General features: G+C 70.1%; 11 protein-coding genes. 4 read left to right on the plus strand and 7 right to left on the minus strand.

Annotated elements, in window-relative coordinates; genetic code table 11:
- Positions 1-31: 31 nt before the first annotated feature.
- From BLR46_RS05515 to BLR46_RS05525, 3 genes are all read right to left on the minus strand, one after another.
- Complete coding sequence (locus BLR46_RS05515) at positions 32-2,638, minus strand: Rne/Rng family ribonuclease (RefSeq protein WP_093249769.1); 2,607 nt, start codon at positions 2,636-2,638, stop codon at positions 32-34.
- Between the two features lie 216 nt (positions 2,639-2,854).
- Positions 2,855-3,559: a TIGR03936 family radical SAM-associated protein gene (locus tag BLR46_RS05520; protein WP_093249771.1), complete on the minus strand. Its 705-nt coding sequence runs from the start codon at positions 3,557-3,559 to the stop codon at positions 2,855-2,857.
- 19 nt (positions 3,560-3,578) lie between these two features.
- A complete protein-coding gene (locus BLR46_RS05525; protein ID WP_093249774.1) occupies positions 3,579-4,052 on the minus strand; it encodes an aminoacyl-tRNA deacylase in 474 nt (157 codons plus the stop codon).
- 36 nt (positions 4,053-4,088) lie between these two features.
- On the opposite strand from BLR46_RS05525, the gene BLR46_RS05530 reads away from it, so the two are divergent.
- Positions 4,089-5,282: an MFS transporter gene (locus BLR46_RS05530; protein WP_093249777.1), complete on the plus strand. Its 1,194-nt coding sequence runs from the start codon at positions 4,089-4,091 to the stop codon at positions 5,280-5,282.
- A gap of 92 nt (positions 5,283-5,374) precedes the next feature.
- Positions 5,375-6,490, plus strand: coding sequence for an alanine dehydrogenase (gene ald, locus BLR46_RS05535; RefSeq protein ID WP_093249779.1), 1,116 nt, complete (start codon positions 5,375-5,377; stop codon positions 6,488-6,490).
- A gap of 47 nt (positions 6,491-6,537) precedes the next feature.
- Here the strand turns inward: ald and BLR46_RS05540 are convergent, their stop codons facing one another.
- From BLR46_RS05540 to BLR46_RS05555, 4 genes are read right to left on the minus strand one after another with little or no spacing between them, the layout of a single operon-like run.
- Positions 6,538-8,478 carry a TIGR03960 family B12-binding radical SAM protein gene (locus tag BLR46_RS05540; RefSeq protein WP_093250725.1) on the minus strand — a complete coding sequence of 647 codons (1,941 nt, stop codon included), beginning with the start codon at positions 8,476-8,478 and terminating at the stop codon, positions 6,538-6,540.
- A gap of 24 nt (positions 8,479-8,502) precedes the next feature.
- Positions 8,503-8,913 (minus strand): nucleoside-diphosphate kinase, encoded by a 411-nt coding sequence (gene ndk, locus BLR46_RS05545; protein ID WP_093249781.1) that lies wholly within the window; start codon positions 8,911-8,913, stop codon positions 8,503-8,505.
- The gene (locus tag BLR46_RS05550; RefSeq protein WP_093249783.1) at positions 8,910-9,257 is read right to left on the minus strand and encodes a DUF4233 domain-containing protein; all 348 of its coding nucleotides are present in this window, start codon (positions 9,255-9,257) and stop codon (positions 8,910-8,912) included. Before BLR46_RS05550 ends, ndk begins: the two co-directional genes overlap by 4 nt.
- Positions 9,247-10,587, minus strand: coding sequence for a bifunctional folylpolyglutamate synthase/dihydrofolate synthase (locus BLR46_RS05555; protein ID WP_093250727.1), 1,341 nt, complete (start codon positions 10,585-10,587; stop codon positions 9,247-9,249). Before BLR46_RS05555 ends, BLR46_RS05550 begins: the two co-directional genes overlap by 11 nt.
- A gap of 170 nt (positions 10,588-10,757) precedes the next feature.
- Between BLR46_RS05555 and BLR46_RS05560 the strand changes: the two genes are divergently transcribed.
- Entirely contained in the window at positions 10,758-11,573 is an 816-nt protein-coding gene (locus BLR46_RS05560; RefSeq protein ID WP_093249785.1) for a DsbA family protein, read from the plus strand.
- A gap of 108 nt (positions 11,574-11,681) precedes the next feature.
- Positions 11,682-14,225, plus strand: a complete 2,544-nt coding sequence (valS, locus tag BLR46_RS05565) for a valine--tRNA ligase (RefSeq protein ID WP_093249788.1) — start codon at positions 11,682-11,684, stop codon at positions 14,223-14,225.
- Positions 14,226-14,228: the final 3 nt, after the last annotated feature.

Here is a 14,228-nt window from a genome sequence, read left to right on the forward strand (position 1 = left end):
AATTCCCGGCCCGTCGATGTCGCCCTGTGGCTCAGCTCTTGCGACGCCGCCGCCCGCCGCCGCGCCGCTCGCCACCGTCGGCAGGGGCCTGCGAGTCGACGGGCTCGTCGTACTTCACATAACCCTGGCCGTGGCAGTGCTCGCACTCCTCGGTGAACGCCTCGGCGAGGCCCGTCCCGATCTTCTTGCGTGTGAGCTGCACGAGGCCGAGGCTGGTGACCTCCGCCACCTGGTGACGGGTCCGGTCGCGGCCGAGGCACTCGACGAGGCGACGCAGCAGCAGTTCCCGGTTGGACGGGAGCACCATGTCGATGAAGTCGATCACGATGATGCCGCCGATGTCGCGCAGGCGCAGCTGCCGGACGATCTCCTCCGCGGCCTCGAGGTTGTTCGACGTGACCGTCGCCTCCAGGTTGCCGCCGGAGCCGGTGAAGCGGCCGGTGTTCACGTCGATGACCGTCATGGCCTCGGTCCGGTCGATGACCAGGGAGCCGCCCGACGGGAGGAACACCTTCCGGTCGAGCGCCTTGGCGATCTGCTCGTCGATGCGGTACTGCGAGAAGATGTCGCGGCCGTCGTCGGTGGGCTCGTAGCGGCGGACGCGCTCGGTGAGCGACGGCGCCACGTGGCCGACGTAGGCGTGGATCGCCTCGTGGGCGTCCTCCTGGCTGCCGTCGCCCTGGATCACGATCTCACCGAAGTCCTCGGTGAACAGGTCGCGCACGATGCGCAGCGTCAGGTCGGGCTCGGTGTAGAGGGCATGCGGGGCGCCGCCCTGCTTCGCGCGCTTCTCGATGATCTCCCACTGCGCCTTGAGCCGGTTGACGTCGCGGACGAGGTCCTCCTCCGAGGCACCCTCTGCGGCGGTGCGGACGATGACGGACTCGTTGTCCGAGATCAGCGTGCTCAGGATGTCGCGCAGGCGGGCGCGCTCGGCGTCGGGAAGCTTGCGGGAGATGCCGGACAGGTGGCCGCCCGGCGAGTAGACGATGTAGCGACCCGGCAGCGAGATGTGGTGCGTGAGGCGGGCGCCCTTCTGGCCCACAGGGTCCTTGGTGACCTGGACCACGATGGTCTGCCCGGACTTCAGGACGTTCTCGACCTTGCGGTTCTCGCCCGTGACGCCGAAGGAGTCCCAGTCGACCTCGCCGGCGTAGAGCACGGCGTTGCGGCCGCGGCCGATGTCGATGAATGCGGCCTCCATCGAGGGCAGCACGTTCTGGATGCGGCCCAGGTAGATGTTGCCGATCAGGGAGGTGGCCGACGCGCGGTCGACGTAGTGCTCGACGAGGATGTTGTCCTCGAGCACCGCGAGCTGCGTGTACTCCTCGCCCTGGCGGATGATCATCTTGCGGTCGACCGATTCCCGGCGGGCGAGGAACTCCGCCTCGCTGAGGATCGGGGCGCGGCGGCGGCCGGCGGCGCGGGATTCCTTGCGACGCTGACGCTTGGCCTCCATGCGGGTGGAGCCCTCGATGCCGGTGACCTCGTCGTCGACGGAGTCGGTGTCGTCCCCGGCGCCGGAGCGGCGGCGGCGACGACGGCGACGGCGCGAGGTGACGGAGGCGTCGCCGCCCTCGTCCTCGGCGTCCGTGCCCTCGGCGGTGGTCTCCGAGTCGGAATCGGTGGGCTCGCCCGTCTCCTCGGAGTCGGTGTCGACGCCGTTGTCGGCGTCCGCGCTTCCTCCGCGACGGCGGCGGCGGCCACCCCTGCGACGGCGGCGGCGCGTGCCCCGCTCGTCGTCGGCGGCGGCCTCGTCGGTCTCCGACTCGTCGTCGGCGGCCTCGGCCTCGTCCGCCTGGTCCGTGTCCTCGGCGGTCTCCTCCTCGTCGGTCTCGTCCTCGTCGTCCTCGTCCTCGAGGTCGTCGTCGTCGACGCCGCCCGCGATGGCGCCGGCGAGTGCGGCGAGCTGCTGAGCACGGTCCTCGTCGGACATGAACGGGCTGCCGAGCGCCGCGCGCCGGGCGGCTGCCTGGCGCTCGGCCTCGGCGATGGCGGCCTCGATACCGAGGTCGTCGTCGGCGTCGGTGGTCTCGCTCGTCTCTTCCACCACGGCCGCGTCCTCCGCAGGAGCCGGGCGACGTCGACGGCCGCGGGCCGGCCGCTCCTCGGCCTCGGGGACCTTGGCGGCGCCGCGCCGGCGACGGCCGGGCCGCTCCTCCTCGGGCCGTGCGGCCTCGAAGGCCTCGGCGATCACTGCGGTGAGGTCGGCCTCCGGCGCCTTGGGCTGCTCCGCGGGTGCCGCGGGTGCCTCGTCGACGACGGGCTCGGCCTTGCGGCGACGTGAGCGGCGTGCCGGGGCGGCCTCCGGTTCCGGAGCGGGCGCCTCGGACGGCGCCTCCGCCACTTCAAAGTTCGGGGTCGGTGCCGCGGGCTCATCCTTGTGCAGGGGCTCGCCGCCGATGACGACGACGGCTTCCTCGGCGGCGGCGGGTGCCGTGCGGCGGGTGGCGCGCCGACGGGTGGGGCGCGGCTCGGCGGGGGTCCGCACCTCGGTGGGGGCGTCCGCGACCGCGATGTGTGTCTGAACCGCGGGGGTCTCGACCTGCACCTCGGCCGGCGGGCCGGCAGGGCGCCCGGCGGCGCGGCGCCGACGGGGCGCGGGGGTGGTGGATTGGGGTTCGACTGAATCGGTCATAGACAGACTCCTTACGCGCGTAGCGCGGACAGGCACAACAAGCTGTGCACCAAGACTCACGGTCAACCGGGGGGCTCGAACAGTCGCGGGCTAATGAGTCGCGGTGCAGCTCAGAGGCTTCCCAGGTGGCGCCGGCGGCGCCTAGACCTTGGCCCATTGTCGCACAAGGCCCAAAGCGCTGGCGAACTTCCACACCGGCGAGTCCCGGCCCAGCGCTCAGACGGTGCGGAGCGGGTCGCCGATGGAGCCGGCCCGGAGCGGGCCTTGGGAGAGCCTGGTCAGCAGCGCCAGTTTCGGCAGCCGCGGCTCGAGGCTGCGCAGTGCGGTGACCACGTCGTCGGGGCGCACGAGCGGCACCCCGTGCTCGATACGGAGGCGGATGGTGCTGTCGTCGGGCACCTCGGCCGCGAGGACCGCGCCGCGCGCGTCGAAGGTGCGCAGCCCGTTCTTCGTCATCCGCTCCACCTCGAAGGCCTCCTCGGCGAGGAACCGGCTCACGGCGTCGGCCAGGACGCCCGGCTCGGCGCCGGCGAGCGCGATCTCCCAGTCGGAGGCCTGGAGCAGGTCGCCGAGCGCCTCCGGGAGGGCCTCGGCCGCGTCGAGGATGAGGAAGCCGGTGGGGAGCGACTCGTTCAGCGCCTGCGCGAGCTTCTCCGGGTCGCAGCGCTCGGCGAGCCCGAGCTCCACGTACTCCGCCTCCGACGCCGCCGACGTCGGCGCGGCGTTGGCGTACGAGATGCGCGGGTGGGGGTTGAATCCCGAGGAGTAGGCCATCGGCACGTCGGCGCGGCGCAGCGCCCGTTCGAGCGCGCGGCCGAAGTCGCGGTGCGACGTGAAGCGCGCGGCTCCCCGCTTGGCGTAACGCAGGCGCAGCTTCTGCACGGGCGGCGGCTGCTGTGGCGGTTGCTTCCGGGTCGTCACGACACGGGAGTCTAGTGGCCTACTCCTCGTCGGTGACGTCGATCACGCGGGCGCCCAGGTAGTCGAACATGGCCTGCGCGTCGAGCAGCGCGGTGACGCCGTGCTCACCCGCGCCGATGGACACCTCGCCGGGCCCGATGTGGGAGTCGGCGATCACCGGCAGCTTGGTCTTCGTGCCGAAGGGGGTGATCGTGCCGCGTTCGAACCCGGTGAGCTCGCGCGCCTCGTCGGCCTGGGGCATCGCTGCCTTGTTGACGCCGAGCGCCGCCCGGAACTTGGGCCAGGAGATCTTCCGTAGACCGGGCACGAGGACGAGGCCGTAGGTGTCCCCCGTCTTGACCACCATCGACTTCACGATGCGGCCGGGTTCCACGCCGCGGGCCTTCGCGGCCTCCTCCAACGAGTTGACGCGCCCGTGGCGGACGATGCGGTAGTCGAGGCCGCTGGCGGCGAGGGCGTCGAGGGCCGGGTTGCTCGGCTGCTGGTCGGTCATGGGCTCAGCCTACGTCCGGGGGCCTAGAGTGTCCGCGTGATTGAGCGCTCGGGATTCATGCGGTTCATGCCGATGGTGGCGATCGTCGTGCTGGCGTTCAACCTCCGCCCGGTGGCGGTGTCGGTGGGACCGGTCCTCGCCGAGATCTCCGCGGACCTCGGCCTGACGCCGGGCTGGAGCGGCTTCCTCACGTCGCTGCCCACCCTCTGCTTCGCGGTGTTCGGGGCACTGGCGCCGTGGATCGGCAAGCAGGTCGGTGCCCACGTGGCGATCGGGGTCGCCTTCGTCGCGCTGGTGGCCGGGCAGTGGGCGCGCGCGTTCGTCGAGAGCCCCGTGGCGTTCTTCCTGCTCACGGCGCTGGCACTCGCCGGCATGGCGCTCGGCAACGTGCTCATCCCGCCGATGGTGCGCCTGCACTACCCCAACAAGGTCGGCCTCGGCACCGCCCTCTACTCGCTGGCCATCTCGATCGGCGTCACGCTGTCGAGCTCGGTGACGGTGCCGTTGGCGCACGCCACCGGCGGTTGGCGGGGCGCGATGGTGGCGTGGGCCATCGTCGCGCTGGCCTCACTGTTGACCTGGGCTCCCATGCTGAAGTACCGGGAGCGCAGGGGCGGCAAGGCTCACGTCGCCCACTCCGTGGCGGCGGTGGCGCGCACCAAGCTGGGTTGGGCGCTCGCGGTCATGTTCGGTCTGCAGGCCGGCTCCTCCTACACCGTCTTCGGGTGGCTCCCCACGATCTTCCGCTCGTACGGGATGAGCGAGATCAATGCGGGGTTCATGCTGGGCATCGCCACCGGCATCGGCATCCCGCTGGCGTTCATCATCCCGGCGTACGTCGCCCGCACGCCGAAGCCCACCGGCATCTTCCTCGCCATGATGGCGACTCTGCTGCTCGGCTGGATCGGGCTGCTGGTCGCGCCGATGTCGGCGCCGTGGTTGTGGAGCGTGCTGCTGGCGCTGGGCACCTCGTCGTTCCCCATGATCCTCGCGCTCTTCGCGACGAGGGCCCTCACCCCCTCGTCGACCGCGGCGCTCAGCGGATTCACGCAGGCGGTGGGTTACACGTTGGCGACCCTCTGCCCGATCCTCTTCGGCACGCTCAACGGCTGGTCGGGCGGCTGGACGCTCTCGCTGATGTTCATGATCGTGCTCACGGCGCCCTTCACGCTCACCGGCTGGTACGCGTCGCAGCCGCGCGTCATCGAGGACCAACTCCCCCCGGCCTGATCCGCCGCCACCGCACACGTGGGCCTCGCGTTGCCCTAGAGTTTCTCCACCCCGCTCAGCGCTGACCGGGTGAGCTCGAAGGAGAATTGAACATGCGCGTGGGTGTCCCCACCGAGGTGAAGAACAACGAGTACCGCGTCGCGATCACGCAGGCCGGCGTGCACGCCTTGGCGGACCGCGGCCACGAGGTGCTCATCCAGAGCGGCGCCGGCGTCGGCTCCGGGATCAGCGACGAGCAGTACGCCGGAGTGGGTGCCACGATCGTCGACTCCGCGGCCGACGTGTGGGGTGCCGCCGAGCTGGTGCTGAAGGTCAAGGAACCCGTCCCCGACGAGTACGAGCTCCTGCGCGAGGGGACGATGCTGTTCACGTACCTCCACCTCGCCGCGGACCGCCGCTTGACCGAGGAACTGCTGCGTCGCAAGGTCACCGCCATCGCCTACGAGACCGTCGAGCTCGAGGGCGGCGCACTCCCCCTGCTCGCACCCATGTCGGAGATCGCGGGGCGCCTCTCGACGCAGGTCGGGGCCCATGCGCTGTTGAAGTACAACGGCGGGGCAGGCGTCCTGCTGGGCGGCGCCACCGGCGTGATCACAGGCGAGGTGGCCGTGCTCGGCGGCGGCGTCGTCGGCCTGTGCGCCGCGCGCGTCGCTCGCGGGATGGGCGCAAACGTGACGGTGTTCGACATCAACGTCGGGCGGATGCGCTACATCGAGGAGATCACCGGCGGCACCATCCGCACCGAGTACTCGACCCCCTACGGGATCAAGACCTTCGTCGAGAACGCCGACCTGGTCATCGGCGCGGCGCTCATCGCCGGCGCCAAGGCCCCCACGCTGGTGACCAACGAGATGGTCGCCGGGATGAAGCCCGGGTCCGTCCTCGTCGACGTGGCCATCGACCAGGGCGGCTGCTTCGAGGACTCACGCCCCACCACGCATGCGGACCCGATCTTCAAGGTCCACGACTCGGTGTTCTACTGCGTCACCAACATGCCGGGGTCCGTGCCCGTCACGTCGACGAGGGCCCTCACCAACGCGACGATGCCCTACTGCTTGCTCCTGGCCGACAAGGGTTGGCGCGAGGCGATGCGGAAGCGGCCGGAGCTGGCCCTCGGGATGGCGACGCACGAAGGCGCCCTGTACTCCGAGCCGGTGGGCGAGGCGTTCGGCATCGAGGCGCGCAGAGTCGAGCGGCTGCTCGGCTGACGGTTCACATCCTGGTTGCCGTGGTCTAGACGACGGCAATCAGGATGCTAAGCGCTCAGGTCGCGCTTGACCACGCTGAGGGGGATCAGCGTCTGGCCGGTGGGACCGATCTGGATGTCGGTCCCCATCTGCGGGCAGACCCCGCAGTCGAAGCACGGCGTCCAGCGGCAGTCCTCCACCTCGCGCTCGTCGAGGGCGTCCTGCCAGTCCTCCCATAGCCAGTCCCGGTCGAGGCCCGCGTCGAGGTGGTCCCAGGGCAGGACCTCCTCGTAGTCGCGCTCGCGGGTGGTGTACCAGTCGAGGTCGACGCCGAAGCGCGCCAGCTCCTCCTCCGCGCACGTCACCCACCGCTCGTAGCTGAAGTGCTCGCTCCAGCCGTCGAACTTGCCGCCCTCGCGCCAGACCCGCTCGATCACGCGGCCGACGCGGCGGTCGCCCCTGCTGAGCAGGCCCTCGACGATGCCGGGCTTCCCGTCGTGGTAGCGAAGGCCGATGGCCTTGCCGTAGTTGCGGTTCTGACGGATCGTGTCGCGCAGCAACTGCAGGCGGTGGTCGATAGTCTCCGCGCTGGCCTGGGCCGCCCACTGGAACGGGGTGTGCGGCTTCGGCACGAAACCGCCGATCGAGACCGTGCAGCGGATGTCGCGGGTGCCCGACGCGGCACGACCGGTCTCGATCACGCGGGCGGCGAGGTCCGCGATGGCGAGTACGTCCTCGTCGGTCTCGGTGGGCAGGCCGCACATGAAATAGAGCTTCACCTGGCGCCAGCCGCTGCTGAACGCGGCAGCGACGGTGTTGATCAGGTCGTCCTCGGTCACCATCTTGTTGATGACCTTGCGCATGCGCTCGCTGCCGCCCTCGGGCGCAAACGTCAGGCCGGAGCGCCGGCCGTTGCGGGACAACTCGTTGGCGAGGTCGATGTTGAAGGCGTCGACGCGGGTGCTCGGCAGCGAGAGGGAGACGTTGGTGCCCTCGTAGCGGTCCGCGAGCTGCTTGGTGACCTCGGCGATCTCGGAGTGGTCCGCCGACGACAGGCTCAGCAGCCCGATCTCCTCCAGGCCCGTGGCCTCGAGGCCGCCGGCGACCATCTGGCCGATGGTCTGGATGTTGCGCTCCCGCACCGGCCGCGTGATCATGCCCGCCTGGCAGAACCGGCAGCCGCGGGTGCAGCCGCGGAAGATCTCCACCGAGTAGCGCTCGTGCACCGTCTCGGCGAGGGGGACGATCGGCTTCTTCGGGTACGGCCACTGGTCGAGGTCGAGGAGCGTGTGCTTGCGCACCTGGAAGGGCGCGGCGGCGCGGTTGGGCGCGACGCGCTGGATCCGGCCGTCGTCGAGGTAGTCGACGTCGTAGAACGCGGGCACGTAGAACGCACCCGTGGCGGCGAGCCGCTCGAGCAGCCCCTCCCTACCGCCCGGGCGCCCTTCGAGCTTCCACTCGCGGACGATCTCCGAGATCAGCAGCGTCGCCTCCTCACCGTCGCCCAGCACGGCCACGTCGATGAAGTCGGCGATCGGCTCCGGGTTGAACGCGGCGTGGCCGCCGGCCACCACGACGGGGTCGTCCTCGCCGCGGTCGGTGGCGTGGATCGGGATCCCCGACAGGTCGAGGATGTTCAGCAGGTTCGTGTAGCCGAGCTCGGTGGAGAAGCTGAGGCCCAGCAGGTCGAAGTCGCCGACGGGGCGGTGCGCGTCGAGGGTGAACTGCGGCACGTCGTGCTCGCGCAGCAGCTGCTCGAGGTCCGGCCAGACGGCGTAGGTCCGCTCGGCGAGGATCCAGTCGCGTTCGTTGAGGATCTCGTAGAGGATCGCCACGCCCTGGTTGGGCTGGCCGACCTCGTAGGCGTCCGGATAGCCGAGGCACCAGCGCACGTCGACGGCGTCCCAGTCCTTCACGACGGAGTTCAGCTCACCCCCGACGTACTGGATCGGCTTCGACACCTGCGCGAGGAGCGGCTCGAGGCGGGGGAAGAGCGAATGGCTGGGCATCGTCGCAGTCATAACGCGAAAATCCTACCCCGTGAGCTCCGGGAACCAGAGCGCGATTTCCCGCTCCGCCGTCTTCTCGCTGTCCGATCCGTGCACGCAGTTCTCGCGCACGGACGTCGCGTGGTCGGCACGGATGGTGCCCGGATCGGCCTGGGCAGGGTCGGTGGCGCCGTTGATCTCGCGCACCTTCTCGATCGCCTGGTCGCCGCTCAGGATGGCCGCGACGAGCGGGCCGGAGATCATGAACTTGCGCAGCGGAGGGTAGAAGTCCTTCTCGATGTGCTCGACGTAGTGGTGGTCGGCGAAGCTGCCGTCGATCTGGCGCAGCTGCAGCGCCTCGATGCGCAGGCCGGCCCGCTCGTAGCGACCGAGGATGTCGCCGACGAGGCCGGCGGCCACGGCGTCGGGCTTGATGATCACGAACGTCTTGCTCACGGAGTTTCCCTCTTCCTGTCCTCGATGCGCTTGCCAAGCACGAACGAGATCGTCCAGATGATTGCGAAGATGATACCCATGGCGAACATCCACGGCGTGAGGAAGCCGAGGAGGATCACCCCGGCCTGCGCCACCCAGGCGAGGGGGTAGCCCCACGACTTCCGCAGCCCCGCGGCCGCGGCGATGCACAGCAGGCTGACCACGACGGTGGCCCCGACGGCGGGCCCGAGGGGCGCGTCGGCGATCTGCAGCATGCCGGGGAATGCGAGCCAGCAGATGATGGCCTCGAAGATGAGCACCGACAGCAGCGCCGGCGCCATGGGGTTGCGCGGCTCAAGCCTCATGGTCGTCCTCCGTGCCGAGCAGGTCGCGGGCCTCGCCGGCGGCGATGACCGAACCGGCGATCAGGATGCCGGAGTGCTCGGAGGTCGTGTCGGCCAGCATGACCGCGAGGTCGATCGCCTCGGCCATGGTGGGCGCGCGGTGCACGGCCCCGTCGGGGAAGAACTCCTGCGCCTCGGCGGCGAGCTCGTCCACGTCGCGGGCGCGCGGCGAACTGCGCACCTTCGTCACGATGACGATGTCCATCACCTGGGAGAGGATGCGCAGCACCTCGGACGAGTCCTTGTCCTGCATCATCGCGACGATGCCCACCGTCGGCTGGAAGGCGAACGCTTCCGAGAACGCGGCCACGGTGGCGAGGGCCGCGGGCGGGTTGTGCGCGGTGTCGATGACGATGGCCGGCGAGGTGCGGACCCGCTCGAGGCGCGCGGGCGCCTCCACCGAGTCGAGGCCCTCGACGATGATCTCCGGGTTGAGCGGCTTGCCGCCGAGGAAGGCCTCGACCGCCGCCACCGCGAGGGCCGCGTTGCGCGCCATGTGCTCACCGTGGAGCGGCAGGAACACGTCGCCGACGGGGCCGCCCTCCGCCTCCACCCGGATGACCTGCCCGCCGACGGCCAGCTGACGGTCGAGAAGACCGAAGTCCGGACCCTCGGCCTTGACGCGGGCGCCGACGTCGACGGCGCGCTGCAGCAGCACCGCCGCCGCGGCCGGGTCCTGGCCCGCGAGCACCGCGGTGGAGTGGGCCTTGATGATGCCGGCCTTCTCGCCGGCGATCTGGGCGAGGGTGTCGCCGAGGATGTGCGTGTGGTCCATGCCGACGGGGGCCACCACGGCCACCTGCGCGTCAGCGACGCTCGTCGCGTCCCAGCGTCCGCCGAGCCCCACCTCCATGACGGCCACGTCGACCGGCGCGTCGGCGAACGCGGCGTACGCCATGCCGGTGATGACCTCGAAGAACGTCATGGCGACACCGTCGTGGCGCTGCTCGTCGACCATCGCGACGTAGGGCGCGATGTCCTGCCAGACCTGGACGAAATCCTCCTGGCTGATCGGCGCCCCGTCGATGACGATGCGCTCGCGCACGTCGGACAGGTGCGGCGACGAGAACCGCCCCACCCGCAGGCCCGCGGCACGCAGCAGCGCGTCGATCATGATGGCGGTGGAGCCCTTGCCGTTGGTGCCGGCCACCTGGATCACGGGCATGGCGCGCTGCGGCTCCCCGAGCAGCTCCATGAGCGCCGAGATGCGGCCGAGGCTGGGAGCGACGCGGTGCTCGGGCCAACGCGAGGTCAACTCGCGGGCCAGCGCGGTGTAGTGGGTTTCGTCCATGATGTCCATGAGCCTAGTGCCAGTTGCGCGCGCGACGTAGACGCCGCTTTCGGATAACGGTTGCGTCTCGATAAGCTTGGCGTCGCTGCCAGCGGGAACTTTCCGGCGCGTTCCGGCGTTGCCAATCCCGATAGGGCAGATTTCAAGTACTTTCCCGGAGGACCCACCAGATGGCCAACCAGCAGAACCTCAGCCGCCGCGCGGCGATGCGCCAGCAGCAGTTGCTGGAAGAGAAGCAGAAGCGCACCAACCGCATCATCGGCATCGGCGTCGGCATCGTCGCTCTGGCCATCGTCGCGATCATCGCAATCGTCGCCATTCCCCCGCTGCTGCGCAGCGACGTGCAGGTGGCGGAGGAGCAGCTCACTCCCCCGAACGCGACCGCCGAGCACGGCATCCTCCTCAACGGCACGGAGCCCACCGAGGACACCCCGCACGTCATCATCTACGAGGACTACCGCTGCCCGGCGTGCCAGTCCCGCAATGAGATGTACGGCCCCGTCATCAACGAGCTCGCGGACTCCGGCCAGATCACCGTCGAGTACCGCACCACGTACTTCCTCGACCAGAACTCCAACGGCGACTCGTCGGCCCGCGCCGCCATGGCTGCCGCCGCCGCCGACGAGGTGGGCAAGTTCCGCGAGTACCACCAGACGATCTACGACAACCAGGCCAACTCCTTCACCGAGAAGCAGCTCCGTGAGGAGTTCGCACAGCTGGCCGGCATCGAGGGCGAGGACCTGACCCGCTTCCAGGAGCTCTACAACACCCGCGCGTTCAAGGACTTCGCGACCGCCGCCAACCAGGAGTTCTTCGACCGCGAGGTGGGATCGACCCCGACGTTCGTCGTGAACGACCAGCGCCTCATCTTCGCCGACCAGACCACCAACGAGGTGTTCATCCAGAACACCGCCGACTCGTTCATGGCCGCCGTGAACGCCGCCTTCAACGGCGAGGACGCCCGCACGCACGAGCCGATGCCCTGATCGGCCGAAGCTCGACGAGGACCCGCGCTCAACTGGGCGCGGGTCCTTCGCGTTCCGGACCCGTCGACGATATGGGGTCTCCGCGCGCGAGCCACTAAGATCGCCCGCATGACCGAACAGCTCTCCCGCATCCCCGACAAGCCGACCCTCGAAGGCCTCGAGGAGAAGTGGGGCAAGGTATGGCGGGACGAGGGCACCTACGCCTTCCGTCGCCCGTCGTCGCGCGACCAGGTGTTCTCCATCGACACCCCGCCGCCCACCGTCTCGGGTTCGCTGCACGTCGGTCACGTCTTCAGCTACACCCACACCGACGTCGTCGCCCGCTACCAGCGGATGACCGGCAAGGAGGTGTTCTACCCGATGGGCTGGGACGACAACGGCCTGCCCACCGAGCGCCGCGTCCAGAACTACTACGGCGTGCGCTGCGACCCGTCGCTGCCGTACGAGGAGGACTTCACCCCGCCGGCGAAGCCCGACCCGAAGCGCCAGGTGCCGATCAGCCGCCGTAGGTTCATCGAACTCTGCGAGGAACTGACCGCCATTGACGAGCAGGTGTTCGAGGAGCTCTGGCGCCGCCTCGGCCTCTCCGTCGACTGGAACCTGCTCTACGCGACGATCTCGCCCGAGTCGCAGGCCATCGCCCAGAAGGCGTTCCTGCGCAACCTCGCCCGCGGCGAGGCCTACCTCTCCTACGCGCCCACGCTGTGGGACGTCTCCTTCCAGACGGCGGTGGCCCAGGCCGAGCTCGAGGCCCGCGACTACCCGGGTGCGTACCACCGCGTGGCGTTCCACAAGCCCGACGGGGAGCCGGTCTACATCGAGACCACCCGTCCGGAGCTGCTCGTCAGCGTCTGCGCGCTCATCGCCCACCCGGACGACGACCGTTACAAGGACCTGTTCGGCACCAACGTCACCTCCCCCGTCTTCGGTGTGGAGATCCCCGTGCTCCCCCATCCCGACGCCGAGCCCGACAAGGGTGCCGGCATCGCCATGTGCTGCACCTTCGGCGACCTCACCGACGTCACCTGGTGGCGCGAGCTCAACCTCCCCACCCGCACCGTCATCGGCCGCGACGGACGTTTCGCCACCGAGACCCCCGAGTGGCTCACCAACGCCGAGCCCTACGCCGAACTCGCCGGCAAGACGGCGTTCTCGGCCCGCGAGGCCACGGTCGCGATGCTGCGCGCCTCCGGCGACCTCGACGGCGAGCCGAAGCACACCACCCGCATGGCGAACTTCTACGAGAAGGGCGACAAGCCGCTCGAGATCATCGCCACCCGCCAGTGGTACATCACCAACGGCGGACGCTCCGAGGAGCTCAAGCAGACGCTCCTCGAGCGCGGCGCGGAGCTCAAGTGGACGCCCGAGCACATGAAGCACCGCTACGACAACTGGGTGGGCGGCCTGAACGGCGACTGGCTCATCTCCCGCCAGCGGTTCTTCGGCGTCCCCTTCCCGGTCTGGTACCCGCTCGACGCCGACGGCGAGCCCGACTACGAGCACCCCATCCTCGCTCCCGAGGAGGCGCTGCCCGTCGACCCGATGTCGCAGGCGCCGCAGGGATACGACGAGTCGCAGCGCGGGCAGGCCGGCGGCTTCATGGCCGACCCCGACGTCATGGACACGTGGGCGACGTCGTCGCTCACCCCGCACCTGGCCACCGGCTGGGAGCGCGACGAGGAACTGTTCAACCTCACGTTCCCGATGGACATCGCGCCGCAGGCGCACGACATCATCCGTACGTGGCTCTTCTCCCGCGTCGTCCGCGCGCACTTCGAGAACGGCACGCTGCCGTGGAAGCGCGCGACGATCTCCGGCTTCGTGGTCGACCCCGACCGGAAGAAGATGTCGAAGTCGAAGGGCAACGTCGTGGTGCCCACCGACATCCTCGAGAAGTTCGGCTCCGACGCCGTCCGCTGGCGCGCCGCCATGGCCCGCCCGGGCCTGGACTCGCCGTTCGACGAGTCGCAGATGAAGGTCGGCCGCCGCCTGGCCATGAAGGTTCTGAACGCGAGCAAGTTCGCGCTCGGCCGCGCGGAGGGCGACTTCACGCTGGCCCAGGTCACCAACCCGCTCGACCTCGCGATGCTCGGCACGCTGCGCGGCGTCGTCGCGCAGGCCACCCGCGGGTTCGAGGACTTCGACTACACCAGCGCGCTGGAGGCGGCTGAGTCGTTCTTCTGGCGGTTCTGCGACGACTACCTGGAGATCGTCAAGGAGCGCGCCTACTCCGAGGGCCCCGAGGCGGACTCCGCGAAGGCCGCGCTCCAACTGGCGCTCGACGTGCAGCTCCGGCTCCTCGCGCCGTTCCTGCCGTACGTGACCGAGGAGACGTGGAACTGGTTCCGCGACGGGTCGATCCACCGGGCCGCGTGGCCCACCGTCGAGGAGCTCCCCGAGGCGGAGTCAGCACTGCTCGACGCGGTGGAGGGCGCCCTCGTCGCGATCCGCGGCGCCAAGTCCAATGCCAAGGTGTCCATGCGCACGGAGATCACCCGCGCGGTGTTCGCCGGCCCGGCGGCCGTCGTCGAGAACCTGAAGGCCATCGAGGAGGACCTGCGGGCGGTCGGCCGCATCGTCGGCGAGATCGAGTGGACGCACCAGGACGCGCCGCTCCGGGTGGACGTCGAACTGGCACCCCAGGAGCAGTAGGGG

Source organism: Tessaracoccus oleiagri, assembly GCF_900103275.1.
GTDB classification, from domain to species: Bacteria; Actinomycetota; Actinomycetes; order Propionibacteriales; family Propionibacteriaceae; genus Arachnia; species Arachnia oleiagri.

Coding starts and splice junctions, on each gene's coding strand:
- BLR46_RS05515 (WP_093249769.1), bottom strand. CDS start 2,638: ATGACCGATTCAGTCGAACCCCAATCCACCACCCCCGCGCCCCGTCGG.
- BLR46_RS05525 (WP_093249774.1), bottom strand. CDS start 4,052: ATGACCGACCAGCAGCCGAGCAACCCGGCCCTCGACGCCCTCGCCGCC.
- ald (WP_093249779.1), top strand. CDS start 5,375: ATGCGCGTGGGTGTCCCCACCGAGGTGAAGAACAACGAGTACCGCGTC.
- BLR46_RS05540 (WP_093250725.1), bottom strand. CDS start 8,478: ATGCCCAGCCATTCGCTCTTCCCCCGCCTCGAGCCGCTCCTCGCGCAG.
- BLR46_RS05550 (WP_093249783.1), bottom strand. CDS start 9,257: ATGAGGCTTGAGCCGCGCAACCCCATGGCGCCGGCGCTGCTGTCGGTG.
- BLR46_RS05555 (WP_093250727.1), bottom strand. CDS start 10,587: ATGGACGAAACCCACTACACCGCGCTGGCCCGCGAGTTGACCTCGCGT.
- BLR46_RS05560 (WP_093249785.1), top strand. CDS start 10,758: ATGGCCAACCAGCAGAACCTCAGCCGCCGCGCGGCGATGCGCCAGCAG.
- valS (WP_093249788.1), top strand. CDS start 11,682: ATGACCGAACAGCTCTCCCGCATCCCCGACAAGCCGACCCTCGAAGGC.